Here is a 23,652-nt window from a genome sequence, read left to right as displayed (position 1 = left end):
GCTCCCTATGTCTTACTTGAGGCGGAACGCGGCCTTTTGAACATCCGCGGAAGAGGTGCCCACCATCACTTCATAGTCGCCCGCTTCCAGCACCGGCTTCATTTCCAGGCCGGTGAACATCAGCATGTCCGGTGTGATGGTGAATGCAACCGCTTTGGTTTCGCCCGGCTTGAGTTCGATTTTCTCAAAGCCCTTGAGTTCCTTGTCCGGACGGGTAACGGAGCCGATCAGGTCTTTCACATACAACTGAACCACTTCCTTGGCCTCGATTTTACCGGCATTGGAAACATCCACGCTAACGGTCAGCGTTCCATCCTTCGCCATTTCCTTGCCGGAGAGTTTCGGCTTGGAATAGGTGAACCTTCCGTAGCTCAGGCCATGGCCGAACGGATAGAGCGGTCCGTCCTTTTGGAAGAGGTAGCCTTTCTTATAGTTGATCTCTTTTTGGCTGTATTCGAACGGAAACTGACCAATCGAACGCGGGACGGTGACCGGCAGTTTTCCGGATGGCGAAACCTTGCCGAACAGGATTTCCGCAACCGCCAGATCGCCCAGCTCGCTGAGATCCCAGCAATCCAGGATTGCATCGGCCTGGTCGGAAATCACATTGATCGATAAGGTACGGCGGTGTTTCAGCACCACCACCACCGGCTTTCCAAGCGCCTTCACCCGCTGAACAAGCTCATCCTGCGGCCCGACCGGATCGATCAGGTCGCGGTCACCGTACGCGCCGCTGAAGAATGCTTCCTTCGAGGTATATTCATCGCCGCCGAGAAAGAGGACGGCAACATCGGCGGCCTTGGCCTTTTCCACCAGCGAGGCGATCTTCTTTTCATCGCGCGGCATCAGGGCCGGCCGTCCGCGTTTCCCGTCGGTAAGGGCAAACCCTTTCGCACTGACATATTCGACGGCATCGCCGGTCACTTGTTCAAACATGTCCTGTGTGTCGGTGTAGAGCAAGGGGCCGAGCAGCGCCACTTTTTTGATCTTGGCGGCATCCAACGGCAGGGTGTTCTTCTTGTTTTCCAGCAGGATCGCCGATTCAAGGTCTGCTTCGCGGGCAAGGGCCAGCGAGGCTTCGGAGCGCACCTCCATCTTCGTGTCCCCTACACTGGTATACGGGTTTTCGAAGAGTCCGAGCTTGAACTTGGTGCGCAGCACATTGCTGACGGAACGGTCGATGAATGGGATTAGACTCGGATCCGCCTTCGCCATTTTAGTCAAATGCACATAGGCTAGGTCGCTGTACAAATCCACATCCATGCCGGCCTTGAGCGCCATTTCAACAGCGGCCTCGTGCGACTCCGCCACCTTCATGAAATCATGCAGCCGGGCAATGTCGTTGGAGTCCGACACCACGTATCCCTTGAAGCCCCACTGCTTCCGCAGCACCTCGGTCAGCAACCACGGGTTGGCGTGGCTGGCAACCCCATTCAGGTCGCCGTGCGAGGCCATGATGCCGAACGCATGTGCGCGTTGCACCGCGCCTTTGAACGGCGGGAAAACCTGATCAATCAGATCCCGTTCAGAGATTTGGATGGAGGCGAAGTTGCGGCCGCCCTGCACCTGACCATAACCCGCAAAGTGCTTGGCCACAGCACCGATGTGCGTGCTGTTGACGCCCGTTCCATCATATCCGCCCTGCACACCTTTCACGGCCGCCACCACCATTTCCGTGGTCAGCCACGAATCTTCGCTGAAGGCTTCGCTCATGCGGCCGAAACGCGGGTCGCGCATGATGTCCGATTCCGGCGAGTGGCACATGTGGAAACCGCGCAGGCGCGCCTCGCGGCCGGTCACCGTCCAGATGCGGTTGACCAGATCCACATTCCAGGTGGCCGCCATGTTCATCGGTCGCATGAAGCGGGTGCTTCCGTGCGCGTCCACGCCGTTATACGCTTCGCAAACAAACATGGCCGGAATATCCAGGCGACTCTTTCCGATGATGTATTCCTGTAGCTCGTTGGTCAGCTTGGCGGCCTGCTCCGGGGAATCGGGCTCGCCCGGATTCTTGATTCCGGCAATACCGTATTCCAAACGAGCGACCACGTCTTTCGACATCACCAATTCGCCCTGCTTGCCGGACTTGATGCCCTTGTTCGCGTGGAAGATGCGCATCTGCGCCACCTTTTCCTCCAGCGTCATGCGCCCCAGCAAATCCTCCACCCGTTGCTCAACGGGCAAGGAGGCATCCTTGTATGGCGCATCCGGTTCGGCAAAACACGGCACAACCACTGCGGTCGCCAACACCATACCCATCCATTTATTCTTCATCATGTTCAATCCCGTCCTATTTCCATCCAAACGTTACTTTTCCAGCAGGTGCACCAGCTCGGCCCCGGCCGCGAGGAATGCGCCGGCTCCATACACTTCCGTCTTATCCGGCCAGGCCTGTCCAGGCGCGGCACCGATGGGCTGGACATAGCCCAGCATTCCCTCTTCGGTGATGCACCGCGTGAGCGCGGACCAGGCTTTCAGCACCGCCGGCTCATAGGTCGCCCGATCCAGCACCCCGTTGTTGATACCCCAGGCCAGACCGAAACAATTGAAGCCGGTTCCACTGGTTTCGGGGGTTGGATAGGCATCGGCTTCGAGCAGACTCATCGGCCAGTACCCTTCCGGGGTCTGGATGGAAACCAGCTTTTCAGCCATCTGTTTGTAGATGCCCACAAAGTAGTCGTATTGCTCCGAAGGCTTGGGGATCTCGGGAAGGATCAGAGCCAGTCCCCCGAAAACCCAGCCGTTCCCGCGAGCCCAGAAAACTTTATTTCCATCATGTCGCTGATCGAAGAAGCGGCTGTCCCTGAAGTACAGTTGCTCCTCCTTATCGAAAAGATAATCCGTGGTCGCCTGGAACTCATGAAACATCCAATCGCGATATTTCGGGTCGTCTGCGACGGCGGACATTTTTGCCCAGAGCGGCGGGGCCATGAACAGCGCATCGCACCAGCTCCACCGATCCTGCGAAACCACATGCTTCCATTTGAGGTCACGCGTCGGGGTTGCCGCCATGATTCGGTCGAGTTGTGCCTGGGTCGGTGCAATCATATGCGCCTCCCCGTATTTTCTGTAAAGCTCGAGATACAGCTGCCCCACGCAATGGTCGTCCGCGTGGTAGACACGCTGCGGCAGCTTCCACTGCTGCCGCTCCGACAACTTCTTCAGCCACCCATAGTATGCGTCATCGCCTGCGATCTCCGCCCACTTAACCATTCCCACATAAAGCGCCCCGTTCGTCCAGTCGCCCAGTCCACGCGGCGGTTTTTTTCCGCGCCGGATTCTGAATTCATCGGCGAAGTGCCCGATTTGCCAATCGGCGACCCGCTTCATGTCGGCCTTCACCTGCTTTACCGTGGGCCTTGCAGGAACGGCTTGCGCCAACAGTCCAACCCCGGGAAACAGGGCGAGCGTTAGCATTCCTAGTTGCTTCGAAAATAACAGCGTCCTCACAAGACCCTTCCCGTTCCATTCATGTGCACGTTGCATAGTCTGGGAAGGACAATCCCATAGCCCAGGGGGCAACTCAATCGGAACGCAATTCAAATCGTTGAATTTGCACGGTGGCCTCTTGGCCATCAACTGGACACCATGCTGAAAAAGGAATGTGCCAGATGCGGATTATTCCGCAGTCGTGAACGTCCAGACCTGCCCGCGTTTGACGGTGTTGTTTTCCTGCACCGCATCAACACGCCAATAGAAGGTCGTTGCCGGTTTCAGGATTTTTGGAAAAGTGAACTCCGGAGCGGTGAACTCCCCGATACATTCAGGAGAGGATTTTTTGGCCCTTCCCACCCTGTCGGCATCAATTCCAACGAACAGCCGGTGCGCCTTGGATCCCATTCCCGGAGCCCACTTTAAAGAGGTGTCGACGGCAATGTGTTCGGCATCGGCAGGCGGTTGAGGATTCGCGGCATAGGCTGAGACCTGATAATCGACAACCAACAGGGGGGTTGGCTTTCCATCAATCATCGGGCCATCCCCATAGCTCAACAGCTCGTCCGGTTTTTCCTGCATATAGGCGGAGATGACGCGCTCCTTTTCCCATCGGGTGAAATCAACCACGGCCTCGCTGCCCATAACGATGCCCTTTTCGGCATGGATGACGTTCCAATCCCATTTCGTCGCCGTTGCGTTGGGTGTGCCTTTTGCGATTCGGAACTCGTTTCTTTGCTCGAAGAAGAGAAACAGGCTTCCGTCCCGATCGCCCAGGATTTTGGCACGGCCTCCCGAAAACGGGAGCACTTGCGTGGTCCAGCGCCCTTTCCGGTCGCGCCAGTGATGCTGGTAGGTGGGTCGTTCCCCTTTTTCCACCGCGTGCAGAACCATCATGTGAAGACTTCCGTCGGGATAGGCATAGTGCCCGTTCTGATTGCTTAACCCGTACCCCATCTCCACCGGAACAACAACCAGCCCCGGAGAGTCGAGATGAATGACCTTGCCGGTTCCCGTTTCCCCGATCGTTGATCCCTTTGAATTTTTCCAGGTTCGCCCATCATCATCGCTGTACGCATAGCAAACATCGTGTTGGTTCTCGTGGGCGGTCTTCTTGAAGCGGTCGCGCCACACCCATGAGGCGTGCAGTCGTTCCCCTCCATAGGTCAGGTTATTCATGTAGGCGCAGCGATATTCGCTGGTTTCACCCTCCCGCTCATACGTGCCCATATCCCGCGCGATAAAGCGGCCCATCCCAGGCGTCCAATCGTGTGTTTCCGCGCTGTATTCATGAATTCTCGAATCGCCATTGCCCGACGTGAAATACCGGAAGGAGAGCATCAGGTTTCCATTCGGCGCGTTGAAGAAGCGCGGATAGGTAAATTTATCGATCCGCCCCAACGAACCCAACCGGTCAGCAACCGGACCGAAGAGTGCCGCACTCCATTCAACATCCGTTGGATGGCTTGCAGCCCCCAATTCCGATACGCGGTATTTCAAGGGATTGGCATGATGGTCGAACGCCAGGTGGATGGTTCCATCCCCCTCGCAGATCCCGATCACGGCCGTGTTGTGCGAATCGCTGGACTCAAAAACATGATCTTCGAATTCAATGACGCTCCACCCACCGGCCGGCAACTGGCGTCTGGCAACGCATAGATGCCGCCTGGAATTAAAGTAGGTCGTGTACTGATAGCCTTTGTGCGTAACGATCGGGGTCTGCTGGTGCGTCCTGCCATTCACATGGGTACTGAACCGGGTTTTGTGGCCTATTGCAAACGTGAGCGCATGGGTATCGACCACCGACACCTGCAATTTCTCAACGTCGGCGGACTCAGCCCGCAGTAGCGCTAGGGTCACCAGAAGAGTGATCGTAATCCTCGTAAGTACATCATTCATCGAATTTAAACATCCGCAATAAACCCAGCCAGTGTAATCAGTATCAGAAACTATTGTTTGTCACCTCTGATTACAATCATGGATCGTTAATAAAAAAACGCCCCACTTAACGCGGGGCGGCTTCGATTCGGGATCGGTCGCCATTCAGCGGCCGATCCTTTGTTTCTTCTTCCTAGCCTCTTGCAAAACCCTTCGAGTTTGCGAGGCGGTTTTTTGTTAAAAGTTATTGGTTATTGGGCTAAACCCCTGTTGCGTATGACTTGTCCTCATAACCAATAACCAGTACCTGATAACTGGAACGGCAAAACCAGAGGTTTTGCAAGTTCCTCTTCCTATTGCTCAATCAAACGGAGGAACTCGACAGCGTTGGTGGCCGGAACGACCACAGGACTGGATGTGGCTCCGGGCACATCGGCCCAATCGCCAACCACAAGATTTGGCCGGGTCTGCAGTTTGAATGCCCCATCCGATGCCCAGCTTAGGGTGACATTTCCTCCGGAAACATCGGATTCCATGACGGGAGGCTCAACGGGACCGGTAGACGCCGCGGCTGAAAAGCCTACGTTATCGATAAACAGATGATGGCCTCCGCCACTGCCCGTTCCCGACGAGAAAGCCAGTTGGACAATGGCCACTTCACCGACTTCGAGCGTGCTGTCGGCAAGACCGGCCAGGGAAACGTCGATATCGTCATGCGCGTCGCGCGATGCCAGCAATACGGCGCTTCCGGCAATCTCGGTGATCGCATCATCGGGCGAAGTGAAGACATTGCCAACGGTGATGTCGCTGCCGGCCAACACGTTCACCGCATAGGTGCGCGCCGCGTTGGGACGGAACGCAAGGGCGTCAAAGTGTACCGAGCCCAGGTTTATGGCTGATGCCGTACTATTTGTAATCGTGAATGTGATCTCTCCGTCCGTCTTGCCATTGGTCAACGTCATGTTGGCACCATGCTCATTGGTCACCGTGTTCGGAGGATTCCCGCCGCCGTCATAGGTTCCCCAGGTACCGTCCACGCTGGAGCCGCGACCGGGATCGGTTTCGGTGTCCCCTATCGTCCAATCGCCGCCGGTACCCGTTGCCGTAGCGGATGCGGTGATGCCCGCCTTGACTACGGTTACGGTGGGAGCAGTACCACTGCTCCAGGAATCCCAACCCGCAATCAGCTCGCCCGGAGGTGGCGGCGGAGGCGTGCCCACCTGGATGGTCCCTGCTCCGGTGAAGACCGCATTGGTCCCCATCGCATTCAGCTCAGCCGTCGTATAAACGGCACCGTCAACGACATTCGAGCCACCAAACGTCAGGGCCGATACCTTCCAGGCATACGATCCCACTTCCACAACAGCATTCGCGCTATCGGCCACCGTCAGGGTTTCATCAGTAGCAAGGCCGTCCCAGTCGCCGAGGATGCGCAGCTTGCCGAAGTTGCCCACCTGGATACTGCCCGCACCCACCGCAGCCGGAGAGGCGAACTCCGCATAGTTGCCCGTCAGGTTCCACGTGCCATCGAAGGTGTTGCCGGCATGTTCGATATAGATCGTTTTGCCGGGCGCGGACAGCGTCACGGTCGACGACCCGGTGACCAGCGCAAGAACGCGCAGATCTCGCGAACTGTCCGTGGCGCCGCCAAACGAGGAATTGCCAATAACATTGAGCGTTCCATCGACCTTTGCTTCGCCGCTGTCGACCACACCGGCGCGCAGCGTGTCGCCGCTTAGGTCCAGGGACGGGAAAGTAATCACATCGGCTCCGGAAGCCATCAGTTCCACGGTCTGCGAACCTTCCAGAACCAGCGCGTCTCCGGGGAACGTGGCGGTGGCGGACGGTGTTTGCAGGGCCACGCCGTTGGTGACGTAGTAATCGTCGCCGGCCGCCGCAGGATTGCCATCGCTCCAGGCCGCACCGACCGTCCAGTTGGTGGGCGTGGTTGCGACGTAATAGATATCCGGCGAAGGGATTCCCCAGTCCAGCTCCAAGCCGCTGATGTTCGGTCCGGTGTGCCCCGCATCATCAAAGTTGAATCGGTCATTTGCGTTATCCGCCACACTTGTATCGATGTTCGTACTGGTGCTGGCGCGGAACCAGAGTTTGGATTGGGAGGGTGTACCCGTACCATCATAGAGGCCTGCAAGCTGCGCCAATGCGGCGCCGGTCAGCGATACGTCAATCGTTTCATTGTTGGAGACATCCGCCACCGCAAGCTGGGCAATCACAACACCGTTGGTCAACGGCGAGTTGATAGGCGCGGTGGCCTCAACAAAATCCGCTCCCGAAAAATCACCGATATCGTCATGGTCCATCAGGCAGAGCACCATATCAAACTCCAGTGGTGCTCCATTGACCGCGGTGGAAAACATCTTGAACGAGAAGGTCGCCGCATTAACCGTCTCACCGGCGGGAATACTTGGCAGGTCGAAGCTAAAAATGGCTTGGTTGACACGCTGCTGTCCAGTGGCCCCACCAGTACCGCAACGGTCCGCGTTCGAATTGTTCGCCAAAAAGACGGGGAGACCGCCGACTTGGAAGTTTCCTTGAAGCACATGGGAATCCGTTGGGGTTGCGTTCGTTGTGGTTTGGGCATTCGCCCCCACGACACATGCCGCCATAACAGCAACGGCCACCGCTTGCATTGTCCTACTCTTCATCTCCTAACCTCCTATGCTTTCGTATGAATACACCTGTTCCTTTTTAACTTGGAACAACCCATAACAACCTCCGCGAAAATGGACAACCTTTAGATGATTAAGATCGTTAAAATAACTGTGTTCATTCCTCAATCAAACGATAGAAGGCTTCCGGATGGGTCAGGGAATTCGTCACCGGCGGCATATCGCCGCCGGGCACATCGTTCCAGGCGCCTACCGTCAGGTTGGTGCAGGACTGCACCTTGAATCCGCTCCCACTCCAGGAGATGACCATATCGCCTTCGTTCATGTCGAAACCGAGCACCGGGGGTGCGGCCGGGGGGACGGTGACCAGCTGCGAAACGGCAACGTTGTCCACCCACAGATCATGGCCGCCGGCGGCATCCCCCTCTCCGCTTGAAAAGGCCAGCAGGAAGTCGACCGACTCGCCGGCAGCAAGGGTATGGTCGGCAAGCCCGGCCAGGGAAAGATCGATATCGTCATGCGCACCGTTGTCCCACGCCCCACCTACGGAAGAAATTTCATCGTCCGCTGACGTGTAGATCGTACCGACGGTAATATCGCTGCCGGCCAACACGCTCAGCGAGTATGCCCGGGCCGCCTTGGGACGAAACGCATAGGCGTCAAAATGAAAGGCATTCAATTGGATATCGGCCAGACCATTATTTGTGATCGAGAACGTGATGGTTCCGCCGGTGGTGGCATTCGGCAACTCAAGGTTTTCAAAATCCGCATTGGTTACGGTACTCGCCGAGGGGGGGCCTGCAAAGGTTCCCCAATCACCGTCGTTGCTGGCACCGCGCTCGTCGACGACATTCCAAGATTGCTGTTCTGTGGTCGTTTCAGCCGATGCGGTGACATTCGGTGCAAGCACGGATGCGGAGGGAGCGGTCGCGCTATCCCACGTATCCCAACCGGCAACAATTGCCGATACGGGAGGAGGCGGGGCGGCGCCAACAACAAGGGTTCCGTTGCCGCTGAATACCGGATTCGTTCCCAATGCATTGAGCTGGGCCGCGGTATACGAGCCGTCGGCAATGGCAGTTCCTCCAACGTCCAGATGGGTTACCTTCCAGGCATGGGAACCCAGATCGACTGATGTGGTCGCAGTGTCGGCCACCGTCAGGTTTGCATAGGTGTTCCAATCACCCAAAATCCGTAGCTTGCCCGAGTCAAGAACAACAACATCCGCCGAACCAACCGCACCGGCGTTGTTGAACACCAGCGTGGTGTCCGTACCAACTTCCCATGTTCCGGAAAACGTGTTGGCCGCATTGGCGATAATCACGGTTTCCCCTCCATAGCCCGTCGATCCTTCCCAGGCCTGGATATGCCCATCACCGTCAATCGCAGACTGGATGCTCAAACTCCGGGAAATGGCGCCGCCACTGTAGGCATGGTAGGAAAGGAACTTGGTATAACCCGAATTCGAGATGCTTCCGCCGAGCACATTCGTCAAATCATTACCGGTTCCCGCGGCGAGTTGGGCAACTTCTCCCGCCGCAAAACTGGTTCCGTTTCTGAAAACCAACTGGTTCACCGTCGTGGTTTCGCCGAGTGTATCCAGCGACCGCACCTGGAATTTACCCCCGGCCAGAACGGTTAGCGAGTCGCCGGGGAAGGTTGAAGTTCCGCTTTCACTGCGTAGGTTTCCGGTGGCGGGAACCATGTAATGGGCTCCCGAATGCGCGGGCTGCGCATCCGACCATGTGCTGCCTGCGGTCGAATCCACCGCGGAGCCCAGTGCAACCATGGTGACCGTCGGGGCAAGGGTGATGCCATCGTAGAGCAGCAGGTCTTTTATTTCGACCGGGGTGGAATGCTTGTTTCCACCGTTATCGGCACCGGTCAACCACCAGTAGATCATCCCGGCATCGGAGCAGTCGTACTTGCCGGTCTGGAAACCGACGACGCCATCGGCTTCCGCATATTTCAGCTGGTCAAGAATCCAGACCATGGCCGGATTGCCATGGCCTTCCGCCCAGTCCCACAATCCGGAACTCATGAGCACCTGCAATCCAACATTCTGGTCGCCGATCTGATGTTCGGTTACGCCAAAGGCCAAGATTTGTGCCCAGGTGAAGATGTCGCCGCTATCATCATTGGCCGGATGGTGCGACACCACATGAACATACGGTATCTTTGCGGGGTCGGCGGCCTGCAAGGCATAGCCGATGATGTCGGGTTCGCCGGCTTCGATGATCCACAGCGGATCGGCGGCGGTTGAAGCGTCGATGGCCGCCGTCAGGTTCGCGACCGCCGCCGTCTGGTTGGAGCGGCAGTTGTAGTAGTCGGCCAGATTGGTGAACGGCCCGAAGTAGGACAACCCTTCAGCGGCTGTCCGGTGCAAATACGCCTGGCGGCGAAGTTCGTCCGCAGCGGAAATGTTGCTGGCTTTAACCAGGTCGCACGAATGCGAGAAGTGAACCAGCCGATCCTGCTGTTCAGCCCCTTTCAGCAGCCCCAACAGCACGGCATTGGCGCCGATATCGTCCGGGTCCGGCGAGTTGCCGTCGGCGACATAGGCCAGCCGACCGGTCGGCGGCTTAACCAGCGAAGACGTCAGCTCGATCTGGCGCCAGCGGCCGCGCGCCCAGGCGGTGCCGTTGGTGCCTTCGGGAATTTCGCCATTGGTGTCGGCGTTCGACTCGATGGCCAGGGTGTCTTCGCTGTTGATCGGGATGCCCACCCATCGGTGGGTTTCCGGTTGCAGGTCCTGCGGCGAACCGGGGCCGATGTAGGTATTCACAAAGGTGGCCACAACCGATCCGTTCACCAGCAGCCGGTAGGTGGATTCCCCATCCTCTTCCGTCAGCGTGGTAATCGTCACATCGTAGTGGCCCGTCGCGCCATCAAAGGTTCTCGAAGCCCGGGCAAAACCACTACGGTTCGCCTCGATGTTCGCCGCGATGGCCAGCGCGTCGTTGCCAGGGTCGATATAGTACGGAACATCGCCGGACAGGTAGTCGGGAAAATCGGAGGTTGCCTCATAGGCATATTCTGCAACCGACGTCACCATCCCCGATTCCGGATTGCCGAGGTTCTGCGCCGTAGTCTTCGCCACCGACGTGTGGCGGAACATGATGCGGTTGATCCTGAAAAACTTGGAGCGCCCGGAAACAACCAGCGTATAGGTCTCCCCGGCCTTGAAATCGTAGACCGCCACCCGCTTGTTTGACGTTCCGCCGGCATCCAGGTTTCCATTGCCCCCCGAAGACAGCTCCCCATCTTCCCATTTCCAGGCATCAGCCGCTCCCCCGAAATATTTGGTATCACTTTGCAGCATGCCCAAGGGGGCATTGTCGCCATGACTGTCCCATGGAGCCGGCCCGGCACTGTAATCCCCTTCCACGCGCACATAGCAGTCGTTGGCCACATCTGTTCGGCCATCATGCGTCTCCTTCGCACAGTGGAGGTGGAGATAGTAAAGCCCGGATTGGTTCACTTTAAACGTGTACTCAAGCGGAGAGGTTGCCGGCCCCGTTTCGTACGTATTCCCCAGGAACTGCAGATAGCCGCTTCCCGTATACCCGCCCAGGGAGGATTGCTGTTGCCACAGCCCTAGCGGAGAATCCGTGTTCTCCATCTCCATAATGACCAAGCCGCCGGATTCATAATAGACCGCCGCATCGAGTCTTGATGCGCCACCTAAAAACAAACACGTCAACAATACGGCGTTAAAAACATGATTCCTCATTGTATCTCCTTGCCACTCGTCCCGCTCTGGATTCCACACGCGCATATGCGCTGGTTCAGCGATGCGGTTTATTCCTCTTTTATCGAACTTGGTTTTATTCCAACAACTGCACCCCGAAAACCTTGCGCATATTCAAATCGTTAAAATCGCGCTTGGCTCTTCGGGGCCGAACACTCCCGGGAACCCTACAGCTCAATCAACCGGAAGAAGGCTTCCGGTTCTACCGTGGAGTTCGTCACGGGCGGCATGTTGCCACCGGGCACATCCTGCCACGTTCCTTCCGTTAGGTTGGTGCACGATTGCACCTTGAAGCCGTTGCCCGTCCAGTTGAAGACCATGCCGCCGCCGCTCATACCGTGCCCGAGCATTGGCGCTTCATCTGCGGGAAGCCGCAGGTAGGTAATGATGATCTGGCCCAGGCCGCCCGAGCCGCCGAGATATTCTCCACCTTGCATCTGGGACTTGGCACCCCCGCCGCCGCCACCCGGAGTGCTACCGGCGAAACCATGATTTCCGGCGCCTCTGCCATCGCCGCCGTCACCGCCGTCGTGCGCAGCATCGCTGCCCGTCGCTCCAATGCCCCCGCCGCCCGTTTCCGTTGTTAAGCCGTCCACCCCGTTCGCCAGGTCGCTGGGACCGCTGCCGCCGCTTCCGCCATTGTTGCTGCCATAGTTTCCGCCGCTGCCGCCTTTGTAAAACTGGTCGCCGACGCAGCCGGTCGTGCTGCCGATGCCGGCCGGTCCGTTGGCACTGCCGATATGACAGGCGCCGCCTTGTCCGCCTGCTGCGGTGACCGTTGCCCCGCCATCGCCCGTAAAGGTCACGGCCGGGCCGTTGAAGCGCTGGCCGTCGCTAAAGCCGGAAGAACACGTGGCCGCCGCCGGAATGGTGATGGTGTAATTCATTCCGGGCGTGACCGGAACATTCATCAGCCTGGCATAGCCCCCCGCAGCAGCACCGCCGCCGCCCGCGCCGCCTGTCGGCGTGGTTCGCACGGCACCTCCCCCCGCGCCGCCGCCGCCCCAGCACTCCACCCGAATGTAGTTGATGCCTTGCGGGCACGTCCAAGTCTGAGTACCCGGCGCATTGTAGGTTGCCGCAACATAGACCGACCCTTCCGGCACGACCGTAAGCGTGCCGGTTCCGCTAAAGACGCTGTTTGCTCCGAGCGCATTGAGCTCCGATGCGGTATGGGTTCCGCCCTCAACCGGCGAGCCGCCAAAGAGAAGGGAAGATACAAACCAGCTTTGAGATCCAAGCTCAACCTGTGTCGTTGGCGTGTCGACGACGCTCAGCGAGGCGCCCGAGTTCCAGGTTCCGAGAATTTGGAGCGTTCCACCATCCAGCACGTCGATATTGGCCGAACCGACCGCGCCGGCGTTGTTAAAGGTCAACGTTGCGCCGTCGGCGACTTCCCATGTTCCGGAAAAGGCGTTGGCGGCGTTATCGATCATTGCGCCCTCGCCGACCACCTGGAGCGTTCCATCGCCGTTAATCTGTGAAAGCACATTCAGGCTTCGGGCAATGGAGCCGCCATAGGTAAGCAGTTTCGATGCGCCCGATTGGGTGATGGTGCCATCGAGTACATTGATCGCATTGTTCCCCGTTCCGGCGGCGAGCAAGGCATAATTTGCGCCCGCACCGCCTGCGAGAACCAGATGGTTCACCGTCGTCACGTCACTGGAACTTTCGAGCGAGCGAACCTGGAACTTGCCGCCCGCCTCCACTTTCAAAGAGGCACCTGGAAACGTGGTGGTTCCGGATTCGCCACGCAGGTTTCCAGTGCTTGGAATCACATAATCCGCTCCGCCGTGGGCGGGCAGACCGTCCGACCAAACACTGCCATCGGTCGAATCAACCGGCGTTGCCAGCGTGGTCAGCGTAACCGTCGGCAGATAGATACCGTTGATGACATTGATGATTTCCCCGGGCGTCAGGGCGCTGCGGTAGAGCACCACGTCGTCGATGCAGCCCTCAAAATGTTCATTCACCGTGCCAGACCCGTTATCGTCTCCGCCGATCAGGAATGGAAGCGGAGAGGATTCGCTGTAGACCAAGTTGGATGCCACACCTTGCGCCACGCCGTCGACATACCACTGGTAGCTCGTTTCGTCCTTCACCATCGCATAGTGGTGCCAGCTCGACACGGCAATCTCCGCATAGTCATAGTTTTCAATGCTACCGGTACTGTCCGTGTTCGCAAACGATGCTTTGGAGGGCGTCATTTTGATGAATTCATACGTTTCCGACCCCGTGTTGCCGTAGCGGTTGCCGAGCATGATCGAACCCGAATGCGATGTGGGCTCCTTTTTTGCCCACCACGCCCAGGTAAAGTCATTCGTGTCGGCCAGTGCGTAGGTGAAGGATGTTTCAATTCGGTCGTCCGTTCCATCAAAGACCGCATAGGTTCCGCGCTCCGCGTCGCTGCCCCAGGTCGCGCCGTTGAGCAGCTCGCCGTCGAATCCATAGCCCGACGCATCGTATGCATCCGTTCCGGAACCTTCATCCAGCGGCCAATGCGCCACCAAGCCGGAGGTCGGGGCGGAATCAACTACTGCTCGGTCATAGCTCAGGGTCTGCGCTTTGGAGATCAAACCTCCCGGTGCAGTTCCTTCAAACATGGCCTTTTGTTCGATAAGCGATAACGACAGCGATGACATCGTATTTACATATTCCGTTTCATCAGCCGACAGTTCCGGAAGATGCGGATCGCTAGGGCCGTAGGTGATGATCAGAAATACCGTATCCGGACGCCGGACAAGTTCCGTACTATTCAGCACGGTGTTACTCAACCAACGCATAAAACCGCGCATCGCCTGATATCCGCTTTCTCCGTCATATGTTCCAAAAGGAACCTGAAACTTAAAATTTTTATCTTTGGTCAACGGGTTTGCCACGGCCCATTGAAGGTAATCCTGCCTGCGGCCGTTATTCTCATACCAAAGGTAGGCTTTGGCTTCTATGGACATACCATCGACAATGGCTTTCTCAGCAAAATCATGAGCCCGGGTGCCGTTGTTTCGCACATTGGTCAATAACTTAACATCGGCATGCCCATTATTATCCAGCCAATCCCGCAGTTCCTGCAGTTCGGCATCGCTCCATAGCTCGATTGGCAGCGTTCGGTCTTCTCCGGGTTGGTTATCAAACGGCATGACCCATTTGATTTGGCATGCATATTTTCCTTCCTGCTTAAATTTTGTGTTTAGCATTTCCGCTAATGTGGGTTTTGAGGAGCCTCCATATCCATCGTAAAAGAAGTGCGTTCTCGGGACGCCGATCATGCAATTGTTTTTGGCGGTCGGCATGGCTTGAACAATCGCTTTCCAGTCAGCCGTACTGTTTCGATCTTCATCCGGCCGCTGGGTATCCACTGGATTAAGGTTGAGCCCTTTCACTTGCGTGGCCATGAAATCCCATTGATCAAGATTGCTTTGGGATTCCTTCGGCATATAGGGCAGGCCAAACCAAACTTGATAGCCAAAACTTATGCTCACTGAAAAAAGCACCGACACCATTAAATAAAAGATTCTCATCTTATTTTTAGCACTCATTTTTTACTTTTTCTTCTACCCCTTTCGGAGCACGCATTTGTATGAAACGACTGAGCTCCGTATTTGTTAACATCGTTCCACCCGCCTCAGGAAAGCTTACTGTTCAATCAGCCGGTAGAAAGCCGCACCGTTGGTTGGGATCACATTCACGAGTGTGACGTCGCCGCCAGGCACGTCGGACCAAGCCCCGTCCATGAGGTTGGTGCGGGACTGAACCTTGAAGCCGCTTCCCGTCCAGCTGAAGACCATGCCGCCCGCGCTCATGCTGTGCTCAAGCACCGGGGATTCTACGGCAGGAAGCTGAAGATAGGTAATGATGATCTGGCCCAGGCCGCCCGAGCCGCCGATATATTCTCCATCTTGCATCTGGGACTTGGCACCGCCACCGCCGCCGCCTGGCGTGTTGCCGGGTAAACCGGTATTCCCGGCACCTCGGCCATTGGCGCCGTTGCCGCCGTTGTGGTCAGGGTCGCTGCCAATCGCTCCGAGGCCTCCGCCGCCCGTTTCCGTTGTAGAGCCGTCACCGCCGTCCGCCAGGTCGCTGGGTCCGCCGCCGCCGCTGCCGCCGTTGTTGCTGCCGTAGTTTCCGCCGCTACCGCCTTTGTAAAACTGGTCTCCGACGCAGCCGGTCGTGCTGCCGATGCCGGCCGGTCCGTTGGCACTGCCGATATGGCAGGCGCCACCTTGTCCGCCCGCGGCGGTGACCGTTTCCCCGCCATCGCCCGTAAAGGTCACGGCCGAGCCATTGAACCGCTGGCCGTCGGTAAAGCCGGAAGAACACGTGGCCGCCGCCGGAATGGTAAGGCTGTAGGTATTGCCGGGCGTGACCGGAACATTCATCACCCTGGCATAGGCACCCGCAGCAGCACCGCCGCCGCCCGCGCCGCCACTTGTCGCCGTTAGCTTAGCGCCTCCTCCTGCGCCGCCGCCGCCCCAGCATTCCACCTGAATGTAGGTGATGCCTTCAGGGCAGGTCCACATCACCGTACCCGGCGTGTTGTAGACGGCCGAAACATAGACAGACCCTTCCGGCACGACCGTAAGCGTGCCGGTTCCGGTAAAGACGCTGTTTGCTCCGAGCGCATTCAGCTCCGATGCGGTCCGGGTTCCGCCCTCAACCGATGATCCGCCAAACAGGAGGGAAGAAACAAACCAGCTGTAGGATCCAAGATCAACCTGTGTCGTTGCCGTGTCGGCGACGCTCAGCGAGGCGCCCGAGTCCCAGGTTCCGAGGATCTGAAGCGTTCCGCCGTCCAGCACGTCGACATCGGCCGTTCCGACCGCGCCGCCGCTGGTGAAGGTCAGTGTCGTGCCGGCATCCGCTTCCCAGGTGCCGTAGAAGGTGTTGGCGGCGTTGTCAACAATGACGGAGGCGCCGCCGCCGGCCTGCAGGGTTCCATCGCCGCTGATTTGCGAAAGCACCTTCAGGCTTCGGGTTACCGAAGCGTATGTCACCAGTCGGCTGGCGCCCGAGTTGGTCACTTTTCCGTCGAGCACATTGATCTCTCCGGTACCCGTTCCGGCGGCCAGCTGGGTATAATTTGCGCCTGTGCCACCTGCGAGAATCAGATTATTCACGGTGGTGATTTGGCTCGAACTGTCGAGCGAACGAACCTGGAACTTGCCGCCCGCCTCCACTTTCAAAGAGGCACCTGGAAACGTGGTGGTTCCGGATTCGCCACGCAGATTTCCAGTGTCTGGAATCACATAATCGGCACCGCCATGAGGCGCCTGACCATCAGACCAAGCTGTGGGTTCCGTCGAATCAACGGGTGTTCCAAGGGTAACCAAGGTGATCGTCGGAAGATAGATACCATTAATCACATCATCGATTTCCGTCGGCGTCAGCGCCTGGCGATACAGCACCACGTCGTCGATGCAGCCCTGGAAATGTTCGTTCACCTTGGTGCCCGAACCATCGTCATCGCCGCCGATCAGGAATGGGATTGTGGAGGATTCGCTGTAGACAAAATTGGAGGCCACACCCTGCGCGACGCCATCGACATACCACTGATAACTCGTGCCGGTTTTCACCATCGCGTAATGGTGCCATTCATTCTGCGGAATGTCGGCATACTCATATTTTTCGATGGTGCCGGCATTATCCGTATTCGCGAGTTGAGCGCCCTGCGGGGTGAATTTGATAAATTCAAAACTTTGGTCGCCCGTATTCCCGTAGCGGTTGCCCACCATGATGGCCCCTTTCTGTGTGGTATCCGTCGCAGGAAGTGTGCTTTTCGCCCACCAGGCCCAGGTAAAGTCGTTCGTGTCGGCCAGCGCATTGTTGAGCGGCGTGGTAATACGGTCATTCACTCCGTCAAACACCGCGTAGGTTCCGCGCTCCGCATCGCTGCCCCAGGTCACGCCGTTGAGCAGCTCGCCGTCGAATCCATAGCCCGACGCATCGCCCGCGATCGTTCCCGAACCTTCATCCAACGGCCAGTGCGCGAGCAGGCCGGAAGCCGGCCCTTCCGGCGGCATGTCATAAATGATTCTATCGCGGCTTTCGGCTTGTGCTTCTGTAATCGCACCATGATATCCCTCAAACAAAGCTTTTTGTTCAATAATGGAGAGTTGAAAGCCCATGATCGAATTTCCATATTGCGTTTCACCCGACTCTAGCTCCGGAAGGTGTTTATCTGTAGGGCCGTAGGTGATGGTCAGCATGGAAACATCATCGCGCCGCCAAAAATCGAAACCTCCAAGAATCTGCGGAATATAGCGCATGAACCAACGCATCGATTCGTAGAGATTCATTCCGCTGATATTTCGTACAGGGGTTTGCATCACCCACTCTTTGTCTTTCACCAGGGGATTCGCTAAGGCCCATTGAATATATTCCTTACGTCTTCCGGAATTTGATTCCCATAAATAGGGGCTGCCTTCCATCATGATACCGGTAAAGGCCGGTTTTTCGGAATAAAGTTGTTCGTCCGGAGCGAAACTGCGGACATCCCAGCAGAGGATGACCTGCGAATGCCCGTTATTATCCAACCAGTCCCGAATTTGCTGAACCTCTGCATCGGTATATTCGATGACGGGCAAGTCCGGGTTTTCCTGCGGCCGTTCATTATAAAGCATGAGATAGTTGATCGTGATTCCATATTGATTTTCCTGGTTCCAGCGGAGCTGCAGTGCCTCCTCTAACGTTTTCTGGCCCATCCCTCCGGGGGAATATTGAAATTCGGGTCTCGGTAATGCCACCAGCGCATTATTCCTTGCATTGGGCATCTGGTCCAGGGACGCCTTCCACGTATCGCGGGTGTTTCTTTCTTCTTCGGGGCGCTGTGCATCCCGAAAATTCGCATTGATCCCCTGTAACTGTGGAGCAACAATATCCCACTGATCAATTTCGGTAGTTCCTGCATTTGCCGGCAAATAGGGCATGCCATACCACACCTCATAGCCCAAACTCACACTCGTGGAAAAAACCACGGACACGATTAAAACAATGGCTCTCATCTTCATTTTAACACGCATGTTCAACCCTCACTTTTATCCCTATAATCGCCCGCCAACCCGATTCATGAACGCCTCGTCGATTTCCCCTTTTTCGATTAAGGACTCCACCCAGGCCACCGCTGCCGACTGATCTTTTGAAATCCAAACGCGCATGACGTTCGCAAATAGAATTTCCCGGTCTTCTCCCGTCACGTCCTGGGCGGCCACCCAATTTGCCGCTTTGACTGGATCCTTATCCGCCCACTTCACGGCGACTCTCAGTCGCGTGACCGGAAGTTCATCGGCACCGCGCGCCGCCAATTGATCTAATCCTAGAAGCGCGCGGTCCATATCTTGATCCGCCAGCATCCAGGCACTTTCGGCAAGGGCCGTATTCTGGTCGGAGCCAGGCAAGGTGACCAACCAACCCTCAAACCGGTCGGCATGATCCCGTTGCAAAACACGTGCGGCGGACTTGAGCGCATAAAACCTCAACGTTGGATCGTCCATGAGGGCCAACGCAGCATCGACCACTTCAAGGTCGCCGTTCTTCGCACTGCCTCGAACCAATGCGCCATAGGTCAGGTCCGAAGAGACGCCGGTAAGTTGACCCTGCCCAAGAAGAGCCGCAACATCCTGCGGCGACCGGCCCGCCCAATCTTCAAGAAAGATTTCCATCCTTGAATTCTTTTGGCTGGCAGACAGCGTGGAGGCATCCATCGCCCGAATCGCCGCCACCGGATCCAACTGATACCACCGTTCGAAGGCCGCCGCTTTCATGTCATCCCTGAACCCCACAGAATAAGTGACGTCCTCACTTAATGCCAATAACCCGTGAACCTCCTGAAGCGACGCTTCAAGCATCAGATCAAACAGCATACCCGGACGCTCCTTGTAATCAGGTTCCTGCTGAATGGCATCCACCTTCTGGCTGAGCGGAGGGCGGCGTTGTCCCACATGCACCTCATCCTTGGCGGTAACGGAATCACCCTGCTGAACATCAGGTTCCTCAGCCACGCTGGGCACCGGTTGTCCGGATGTTCGGCCTTCCGTTTCCTGCTGGTTCGACTCCTTCAAAACGTAAAGGCCCAAGAGTATCGCCGCGATAACGGCCACTGAAACCACTACTGAAATATGCATTCTATTTTTCATTACAATGCATGGATTTATCAGAATACGCCCGCCCCTCAACACCATCAGGTTTCAAATCGTTAAATTCGGCTCGCATGCTTGGCGCAGGGAGCCAGATAAAACGAACATCGGACCTATTGCCCGATCAACCGGAAGAACGCTGCTGGATCGGTCGTTGAATTTGTTACCGGCGGCAAATCGCCGCCGGGCACATCCTGCCAGGTACCCATGGTCAGGTTGGTGCGGGACTGGACCTTGAAGCCGTCGCCGGTCCAGTTGAAGACCATGTCGCCGCCGCCCATGTTGTATTCGAGCATCGGGGGTTCCGTGGAGGGCAATATCGTTCCTGAGATGGCCACGTTATCCACCCACAGATCATGGCCGCCGGAAGCGTCGCCCGCCCCTCCGGAGAAGGTGAGCCGGAACTGGACGGACTCGCCCGCTCCAAGGGTGTTGTCGGCCAGCCCGGTCAGGGAATGGTCGATATCGTCGTGTGCGAAGTTGTCCCATGCGCCATTCACTTCGGTGATCTCCTGGACACCAGAGGTGTAAATGACGCCTGCTGAAATACCGCCCCCGGGCAATACACTCAATTCGTAGGTTCGGGCGGCCTTGGAACGGAAGGCGTAGGCGTCGAAGTGGAAGGTGTCGAGCTCGATGCCGGCCGTACCGTTGTTCGTAACGGAGAACGTGAGCGTTCCGCCGGTCACCGCGTTGGGAAGCTCCAGGTTTTCAAAATCCGCATTCGTTGTCACACTTGCCGTTGGTGCTCCCGAAAAGGATCCCCAGGTGCCGTCCGCGCTGGCGCCCCGCTCGTCGGTCACATGCCAAGGGCGGGTAGGATCTTCCGAGATGGCCACGGCCGATGCGGTGATGTACGTCGCGACGACATTGGCACTCGGCACTGCGCCGCTGTTCCAGACATCCCAACCGGCGATCAGGTCAAGCGCCGGAGGCGCTACGGTTTCCGTGAATGCCCCTGAGAGGCCGAGGTTGTCCACGAACAGGTGGTGTCCGCCGGAGCCGTCACCTGCGCCACCCGTAAACATAATTTGGAGAATGGCCGTTCCACCTGCTTCGAGGACGTTATCGGCAAGTCCGGTCAGGTCGATGTCGATCTCATCATGCTGGTCGTGGCCGACGAGGTCTCCACCCAGGTCGGTGATCGCATCGGTCGGCGATGTGAAGACATTTCCGGCGGTAACATCGCTTCCGTCCAACACGTTCAATGCGTAGGTCCGGGCAGCCTTGCTACGGAATGCAACGGCGTCGAAATGGAAGGCGCCCAAAGCGATGTCTTCCGTACCGGCATTATTGATGGTGACCGTGATCTGCCCGTTCGTCTTGGCATTGGTCAACGCGAAATTGCAACCGTGGACATCTGTTGTTGCGCTTGCCGCAGGCGGTCCCGCATGGGTTCCCCAAGTACCGTCCCCACTTGAGCCGCGGCCGGGATCGCTTCCATCGTCCGTCCGGCTCCAATCGGAAGAGCCATCTTCGGCGGATGCCGTCGCGGATGCAGTGATGTTCGCCGCCGTGTAGGAAACGCCGGGAGCCGTGGTGCTATCCCAGGTATCCCACCCGGCGATCAGTTCATAGACGAGCGGAGGAGGCGTTACCGTCAGCGTGAACGTGTTGGTGGCGCTCAACGTACCATCGCTCGCGATGATGGAAACCTGTGCAGAGCCTACTTCTTCGGCCACGGGCGTAACGGTCACGGTCCGGTTGGAACCGCTGCCGCCCAGCACAATGTTCGCCACCGGAACCAAACTGGTGTTCGAGGAATCCGCTTCAAGCGTGATCGAGCCGACCGGCGTCGAATCGTCGCCCAACGTGAAGGCCAGCGGCCCCGTGCTGGTGTTGGCGGGAATCGTCTGGTCGGCAATAAAACCCATGTAGGGGGGCGTGTTGCCCACCGCCTGGTAGGTGATCCGTGGCCGCGTATCGGTTGGCACGGCCACGCCGCCTTCGGACAGGGTCAACGTCGCATAGCTGATGGCGGATTTCGGAGCTGTGGAGTTGATCCGAAGAAAAACATATTCCCCGGCACCCGCGCCGGCTGCAAACTGGGCGTTGAGGTATGCCACCAGACCGGAGCTTCCGGTTGCCGAGGTGCCGACGAGTCCGAGCGGTGTGGCGGCGGTCAGAATGTCCTGCTGCAGCCGCGTTGCATCGGTGGGGTCCGGCGTGGAACTCAGCGCGTAGTAATCGCTGGCCAACACCGTGGAGCTGCTGCGCCGACCCAGGCCGTAGAGGTCGTAGTCGCGCAACGTGCCGTCCTTGCCTATGAAATTGAAGGCGAAACCGGCTGCCGAAAACGGATTGCCGACGGCGCCGAAATCCGGCAGTTCAAACACATAGACCGTGCAACGCTCGACATACGGCGACCCACCCCGGCAGCCCACGTCCACGGTGGCATCCGTCAGCTTTTCGATGACGGAATCTTCCTTGATGGAACAATCGGTGCCGGAGCTGTAGATCGTGCCAACCACGATCCCCGGAGGCAGTACGGAAACCTCGAAGGTCTCGGTGGTGCCCAGCGTGCCGTCGCTTACTAAAACACGGATCTCCGCCGTGCCGCTTTGGCCGAATGCAGGAGCAACCGTGACGGTGCGGTTCGAGCCGCTGCCACCAAAGAATATATTTTCCAACGGCACCAGGTTGGTGTCGGAGGAGGCTCCGGTCAGCGTGAGCGCGGAGGGGACGGTCAAGTCGTCATCGATCGTGAAGGCCAACGGCCCCGCCAAGGTATTGGCCTGCACGGTTTGGTCGGCAATGGAGCTGATGGTCGGAGCGAGCAGCCGGTCGTAACTTGCGCAAAGGGTTTCGTCCACCAAACCGGTACGTCCCTCAAAAGCAGAGCGTTGCTCAATCAAGGATAGGGCTACTCCCGATTTGGTATTCACATAGAGGGTATCATTGCTGGCGGTTTCCGGAAAGGTATCGAACGTATCGCCATAGTTGCAGACAATGAAGATAACCTGGTCACTTTGCATGAAGGCATCGCCCATCAGATCCTTGATCACCCACAACGCCCGGCGGGTTTCGATATACTGGTTGATCGGCGAGGTCGGAATGCCGTTTCTTGCCGATGCGACAGGCGTTTCATGCCGCGGAATCTGAAAATAGATCTTCTTGTTGCTCGTACTCGGATCCGTCCACAAATCCTGCAACAGGGTATGGACGTTATACCGATCCTCCACCCATCGCGTGGCGCTCGCCTCGATCATAACCCCGTCAAAGATAGCCTCCTGGGCCAGCGCCAACCGCTCCTGGTCATTGTTGCGGAGGTTGAAGCAAAGGGTCACATCCCCGTGTCCATTGTTATCCAGCCAGTCGCGAACGTCTTGGACGTCCTGAAGATAAAATTTCCAAACAGTCCCGTCTTTCTCCTCATCATAAAGCATGATGATATCGATCTCGCCGCCCCGGTTTTCAACCGTTGCAAACTCGTTCGCCATCCGCTCAGCCAAGGTCCGGCTGTGTGCGGGCGCATATTGCGATCGGGCGATCTCCGCCATACCGGGAATCGACTGGTCAATCCGGCCGATCATCGTGTCCCAGTCACTGGTATTGGCGCCGTCACCGGCTGGCCGGGCCGGTCGGGCATCCAGCAGCACATAGTTGATCCCGTCGATCTTATCGATGGCCATGTCCCATTGATCGAGGTTGTCGGCCGCCACGCCCTCCCACTTGTGGGTGCCCAGCCACACCTTATAGGCCGAGGCTTCCGAGGCCCATAAGCAAAAGACCGCAAACCATGCAAATATCGTTGTTCTAGTCATAAAATCTTCCTGTATATCGCCTTCGACCTGGTTGTTATCCTTTGGATCCACCGGCCAAGCAATGCAAG

At 57.5% G+C, this 23,652-nt stretch carries 9 protein-coding genes; all 9 read right to left on the bottom strand.

Features of this window, described 5'->3' with window-relative positions; all coding sequences use genetic code 11:
• Nucleotides 1-12: 12 nt before the first annotated feature.
• A complete protein-coding gene (locus E9954_RS05325; RefSeq protein ID WP_222847066.1) occupies nt 13-2,277 on the bottom strand; it encodes a glycoside hydrolase family 3 N-terminal domain-containing protein in 2,265 nt (754 codons plus the stop codon).
• Between the two features lie 30 nt (nt 2,278-2,307).
• Nucleotides 2,308-3,417, bottom strand: a complete 1,110-nt coding sequence (locus E9954_RS05320; RefSeq protein WP_222847065.1) for a glycoside hydrolase family 88/105 protein — start codon at nt 3,415-3,417, stop codon at nt 2,308-2,310.
• Between the two features lie 201 nt (nt 3,418-3,618).
• Nucleotides 3,619-5,331, bottom strand: a complete 1,713-nt coding sequence (locus E9954_RS05315) for a BNR repeat-containing protein (protein ID WP_136078180.1) — start codon at nt 5,329-5,331, stop codon at nt 3,619-3,621.
• 332 nt (nt 5,332-5,663) lie between these two features.
• Nucleotides 5,664-7,976: a hypothetical protein gene (locus tag E9954_RS05310; protein ID WP_136078179.1), complete on the bottom strand. Its 2,313-nt coding sequence runs from the start codon at nt 7,974-7,976 to the stop codon at nt 5,664-5,666.
• A gap of 121 nt (nt 7,977-8,097) precedes the next feature.
• A complete protein-coding gene (locus E9954_RS32860; RefSeq protein WP_187357946.1) occupies nt 8,098-11,673 on the bottom strand; it encodes an autotransporter outer membrane beta-barrel domain-containing protein in 3,576 nt (1,191 codons plus the stop codon).
• A gap of 185 nt (nt 11,674-11,858) precedes the next feature.
• Nucleotides 11,859-15,170 carry a LamG domain-containing protein gene (locus E9954_RS05300; protein ID WP_168441990.1) on the bottom strand — a complete coding sequence of 1,104 codons (3,312 nt, stop codon included), beginning with the start codon at nt 15,168-15,170 and terminating at the stop codon, nt 11,859-11,861.
• A 153-nt stretch (nt 15,171-15,323) separates the two neighbouring features.
• Entirely contained in the window at nt 15,324-18,695 is a 3,372-nt protein-coding gene (locus E9954_RS05295) for a LamG domain-containing protein (protein WP_168441989.1), read from the bottom strand.
• 33 nt (nt 18,696-18,728) lie between these two features.
• Nucleotides 18,729-19,808 (bottom strand): hypothetical protein, encoded by a 1,080-nt coding sequence (locus E9954_RS05290; RefSeq protein ID WP_136078176.1) that lies wholly within the window; start codon nt 19,806-19,808, stop codon nt 18,729-18,731.
• A 125-nt stretch (nt 19,809-19,933) separates the two neighbouring features.
• Nucleotides 19,934-23,584, bottom strand: coding sequence for an RHS repeat domain-containing protein (locus E9954_RS05285; protein WP_136078175.1), 3,651 nt, complete (start codon nt 23,582-23,584; stop codon nt 19,934-19,936).
• Nucleotides 23,585-23,652: the final 68 nt, after the last annotated feature.

It is taken from the genome of Pontiella desulfatans, assembly GCF_900890425.1.
Classification (GTDB): Bacteria; Verrucomicrobiota; Kiritimatiellia; order Kiritimatiellales; family Pontiellaceae; genus Pontiella; species Pontiella desulfatans.
This window is presented reverse-complemented; position numbering and strand designations above follow the sequence as displayed.

What these genes read in the sequence shown, in the direction of transcription:
- E9954_RS05325 (WP_222847066.1), bottom strand. Translation starts at nt 2,277, where the DNA reads ATGATGAAGAATAAATGGATGGGTATGGTGTTGGCGACCGCAGTGGTT.
- E9954_RS05320 (WP_222847065.1), bottom strand. Translation starts at nt 3,417, where the DNA reads ATGCTAACGCTCGCCCTGTTTCCCGGGGTTGGACTGTTGGCGCAAGCC.
- E9954_RS05315 (WP_136078180.1), bottom strand. Translation starts at nt 5,331, where the DNA reads ATGAATGATGTACTTACGAGGATTACGATCACTCTTCTGGTGACCCTA.
- E9954_RS05310 (WP_136078179.1), bottom strand. Translation starts at nt 7,976, where the DNA reads ATGAAGAGTAGGACAATGCAAGCGGTGGCCGTTGCTGTTATGGCGGCA.
- E9954_RS32860 (WP_187357946.1), bottom strand. Translation starts at nt 11,673, where the DNA reads ATGAGGAATCATGTTTTTAACGCCGTATTGTTGACGTGTTTGTTTTTA.
- E9954_RS05295 (WP_168441989.1), bottom strand. Translation starts at nt 18,695, where the DNA reads ATGAAGATGAGAGCCATTGTTTTAATCGTGTCCGTGGTTTTTTCCACG.
- E9954_RS05290 (WP_136078176.1), bottom strand. Translation starts at nt 19,808, where the DNA reads ATGCATATTTCAGTAGTGGTTTCAGTGGCCGTTATCGCGGCGATACTC.
- E9954_RS05285 (WP_136078175.1), bottom strand. Translation starts at nt 23,584, where the DNA reads ATGACTAGAACAACGATATTTGCATGGTTTGCGGTCTTTTGCTTATGG.